Consider the following 3,909-nt stretch of genomic DNA (forward strand, 5'->3'; position numbering starts at 1 on the left):
ACTCCGCCCGGCGGAACGTCCGGCGTTCGTACCCCTGCGTGAGCGTCATCGTGCCGCCTTCCTGCGTGACGACGTAGCTGTGCGTGAAGCCCATCTCGCCGCCCGAGGCGGTCTTGACGACGCCCTTCAATTCCATGAGGCCGCGGTAGCACGTGTACGTGCGCGCCTCGCGGTTCGCGAACCCGAAGGACGTCACCTTCCCGTCCGCCGCGAAGACGTAGCCCTGTTCGCCCGTCACGCCGGCCGTCGTTTCGATCCAGCGGCCCACGACGTCCTCAACCCCGGGATTCCCGATCCCGTAGATGCCGCAGCCCGTGAGCGCGGCGGCGGAGGTGACGGTGAGAGCGGTGAGGAAGTGACGGCGAAGCATGGTTTTTGTCCGGTGGGGATGGGTGAAATGGGATGCCTTCATTCTACGGGAGCGCCCTGACGATTGGACAACTTAAGGTTTCCAACAGCAACGGTACGCGAACTTCGGCCACCCTATTTCGACCCACGCCCGCTAAGATGAACGGATGCGTCGGCCCTTCCCGGCCGCCCTTCCCTCACCCTCATCCCGGAGGCTTCATGGAACGCATCCTCGTCATCGGCGCGGCCGGTCAGATCGGCTCCGAACTCGTCCCCTACATGCGTGAGCGCGGCTACACGGTCGTGGCCGGCACGAGCGGGCGGACGCCGCTGCCCCCGCATCTGGCCGACGGGCCTTCCGAGACGGTGAACTTGATGGACACCGAGGCCTTGAAGCGCATCGTGGAGCGGCATCGGATCGACACCGTGATCAACCTCGCGGCGATTCTCTCGGCAACGGCCGAGGCAAAGCCTTTCGCCGCTTGGAGCGTGGGCGTCAACGGGGTCATCGGGCTCCTTGAACTCGCGCGCGAGATGAAGCTCTCGGTCCTGACGCCCAGCTCCATCGGGGCCTTCGGGCCGGAGACGCCCCGGAATCCGACGCCGCAGGACACGATCCAGCGCCCGAAGACGATCTACGGCATCACGAAGGTCGTGGACGAGCTTCTTGGCGACTACTACCGCGCGAAGTACGGCGTCGATGCGCGGAGCCTGCGCTTTCCCGGCCTCATCAGCTACGTGACGCCCCCGGGCGGCGGCACGACAGACTACGCGGTCGAGATCTACTGGGAGGCTGTGAGAAGGGGCCGCTATGCCTCGCCCCTGGGTCCGGAGACGCGCCTTCCGATGATGTTCATGCCGGACGCGCTCCGCGCGACCGTGGAGGTCATGGAGGCCGACGCGGAGAAACTGAAGCACTTCAACGCGTTCAACGTCGCTGCCTTCTCCTTTACGCCGGACGAGATTGCGGAGAGCATCCGCCGGAAGCTCCCCGGTTTTGAGCTCACGTACGCGGTGAAGCCCAACCTCCAGGCGATCGCGGACGGTTGGCCGCAGGTGTTGGACGACCTGGCGGCGCGGGAGGAATGGGGTTGGAGGCCGGAGTACAGCCTCGACGCCATGACGGACGTGATGCTCGCGGAAGTCGCGAAGCGGGTCTGACCTGAAAACACCCCGGCGAAAACTTCCGCCCTATGGGTATCTACGCGTACACGGCTTTCCCTTCCGACCCGAAACCGCCGGAGAACCCCGTCAATCAGGCCTGTCAAAGGCATTTTTCACGAATACCTGACACCGCGCTCTTCAACACAGCGCTTTGCCTAAACGCGACGCGGGCGGCCTCCCCCAAGGGAAGCCGCCCGTAGCCGTGTTCAGGAAGACTTTTCGATCAGCTCACAAGGCTCAGAACTTGTGCACCATGCCGACGATGTACTCGCAGATGCGCTCCGCAGCATCGGGGTGCGCCGCTTCGTACTTGTCGGAATAGTTCGCCTTGATGAAGTTCCCGGCCGTGTACATGTACGTGGTGGGACTCAACTTGTAGGTGAAGCCCAGGGTCGCCTGAATCGTGTCCATCGAGAGGTCGGAGTCGCGGGAGCCCTCGAAGTCGCCGTAGCCGACGCCCATCTTGACCGTGCCGCCGAAGGCGGGGACGTCGGCGCCCAGGTTGATGCCGAAGCCGTCGACGCCGGACGCCACCGAGAAGGTCGTGGTCTTCGCGGCCTTCTGGTAGTCCTGGAAGTACTGGCCGTAGGCGTAGAGCTTCATGACGCCGAAGTCGTACGTGCCGGCGAGGTTGAGCGACATGGCGTCGTCCAGCTTCGTGTCGCCCGCGGCGGGCTGCGCCCAGTTGATCGTTTCGACGCCGGCCACGACCATCAAGCCGGCCGCGCGGTAGCGGGCGGCGATAGCGCCCATGCGTTCGACCGTGGTCTTGCCTTCGACGCCCTCGCCGTAGTTCTTCGCGTCGGTGCCGAGCGAATACTGGGCGGTCACGTCGAAGCCGCCGAAGTTGGGCGTACGGTAGTTGATGGTGTTGTCGATGAATTCGTAGCCGAGCGCGGTCACCTGGAGGTGGCCGCCCACGTCGCCCCAACCGCAGGAGAACGGGCTCACCGCCGCGCCGAAGAGCGCGTAGGTGCCGTTGTCGCCGACCACGGGGCCGAGGCGCCCGAACGACACCTGACCGAAGTCGCCCGAGAGCGTGAGCGACGCTTCGCGCCCGAAGATGCGGCCGTCCTGACCCATCGCGCCAGAGTCCGCGCTGAAGCCGTTTTCAAGGACGAAACCGACCTTCATGCCGTTCCCGAGGTCTTCCGTGCCCTTCATACCGAAGCGCGAGCCCGAGTTCATGCCGGAATTCATCTTGAAGGTGGTGTCGGATTCGCCCTGAACCGGCGTGCGGTGCTGGAGCGATAAGCCGTAGTCGACGAGACCGTAGAGCGTCACGTCGGCGGCCTGGGCCTGGAAGGAGGTGAGCGCGGCGGCGAGGCCGAGCGCGATGAGCGTCTTCTGCATTTCGAAGTCCTTGCGGCGCGGCGGCGCTTCCCGGTCCGCACGGACGACGTTGGGAGTTCGCGTCGTGCGGAGCTTGGTTCGTGCCGGAAGAGCGTCGGCGCCAGTTGGTGGTTGATGAATCTACTCGTCGGCGGCTCTGAGAGTCGAATGCGAACCGCCGGAGACGGGTGTCATCCTCAAGTTGGGTGTAGGACCTAGGTCAAAGGAAGAAGAGGACGCTCAAATCCCTCCTCCAAGAAAAACAAGGGCTTGCCTATGCACAACTCAGCCAAAAGAGTTATGAAGACATAGAGGTTTACCCTTAGCCAAGCTTTTTCGACCCCGATGCCGCACCCATTCCACCCCCTTCCGCTCAGTCGAGCAGCACGCGGAAGAGCCCGTAGGCCTCGCGGTCGAGGTCGCGCCTGGCGGTCATCCGGATTTCCATGAAGCAGGAGCCGCCCTGCGCCGCACCGGAAGCCGCACTCGCGGGGCGTTGGTTCGCGTCCCGCATCGCGCGGTAGAGGCGGTGCGAACCGTCGGCAAGCGACGCCATGGCGTCCAAGGCGCCGCACCCGCCGAAGTGATGCACGAAGCGGCGGCCTGCCGGGAAGTATTCGACGACGTCGTTCAACGGGAGTCCCAACTGCTTCACGGCGGATTCGCCCACCAGCATCCCCCAGACGGCGTTCTTCCTGAAGAAGTCGTCAAGGGGCGGGGGCTCCGCGCCCTCGTCGCCGAAGGCGCACGCGGGCGGCGTGAAGCGCAGCGCCGACTTCACGATCGGCATCCCCTCCATCCAGGCGGGGAGGATGTCGTAGATGCGTTCATCCTTGATGAAGTCCGTGCCGTTCGCGTGCGGGAGGAAGTAGAAGCCTTCACTTCGCCGGATCTCCCAGTCGTCGGGCTTCTCGAAGCGCTCGCGAAGCCAAGCCTCCACCTTTTTGACCTCCGCCAGAACGGCCTCTTCGCGGCGGATCTTCGCTTCCAAGGACGCCCGCACGTCGCGGAGCGCATCCGCCGCTTCCGCGCCGGTGCGCTCGTAGATCATGGGCCCCATCTCGC

General features: G+C 64.9%; 4 protein-coding genes. 1 reads left to right on the forward strand and 3 read right to left on the reverse strand.

Features of this window, described 5'->3' with window-relative positions; all coding sequences use genetic code 11:
- On the reverse strand, positions 1-370 hold a 370-nt coding region (locus tag HMPREF9440_RS11525; protein ID WP_008543295.1), incomplete at its 3' end, for a hypothetical protein.
- Positions 371-567: 197 nt separating this feature from the next.
- Between HMPREF9440_RS11525 and HMPREF9440_RS08395 the strand changes: the two genes are divergently transcribed.
- Positions 568-1,509, forward strand: coding sequence for an NAD-dependent epimerase/dehydratase family protein (locus HMPREF9440_RS08395; protein ID WP_008543297.1), 942 nt, complete (start codon positions 568-570; stop codon positions 1,507-1,509).
- Between the two features lie 240 nt (positions 1,510-1,749).
- Here HMPREF9440_RS08395 and HMPREF9440_RS08400 read toward each other — a convergent pair whose 3' ends face one another.
- Complete coding sequence (locus HMPREF9440_RS08400; RefSeq protein WP_008543299.1) at positions 1,750-2,865, reverse strand: porin; 1,116 nt, start codon at positions 2,863-2,865, stop codon at positions 1,750-1,752.
- Between the two features lie 352 nt (positions 2,866-3,217).
- Positions 3,218-3,909, reverse strand: a 692-nt coding sequence (locus HMPREF9440_RS08405) for a hypothetical protein (protein WP_216586076.1), incomplete at its 5' end; no start/stop codon positions are given.

This window comes from Sutterella parvirubra YIT 11816 (assembly GCF_000250875.1).
Lineage (GTDB): Bacteria > Pseudomonadota > Gammaproteobacteria > Burkholderiales > Burkholderiaceae_F > Sutterella > Sutterella parvirubra.

Bases quoted from the DNA above. Each gene is read 5' to 3' on its own strand.
- HMPREF9440_RS08395 (WP_008543297.1), top strand. From the start codon at position 568: ATGGAACGCATCCTCGTCATCGGCGCGGCCGGTCAGATCGGCTCCGAA.
- HMPREF9440_RS08400 (WP_008543299.1), bottom strand. From the start codon at position 2,865: ATGCAGAAGACGCTCATCGCGCTCGGCCTCGCCGCCGCGCTCACCTCC.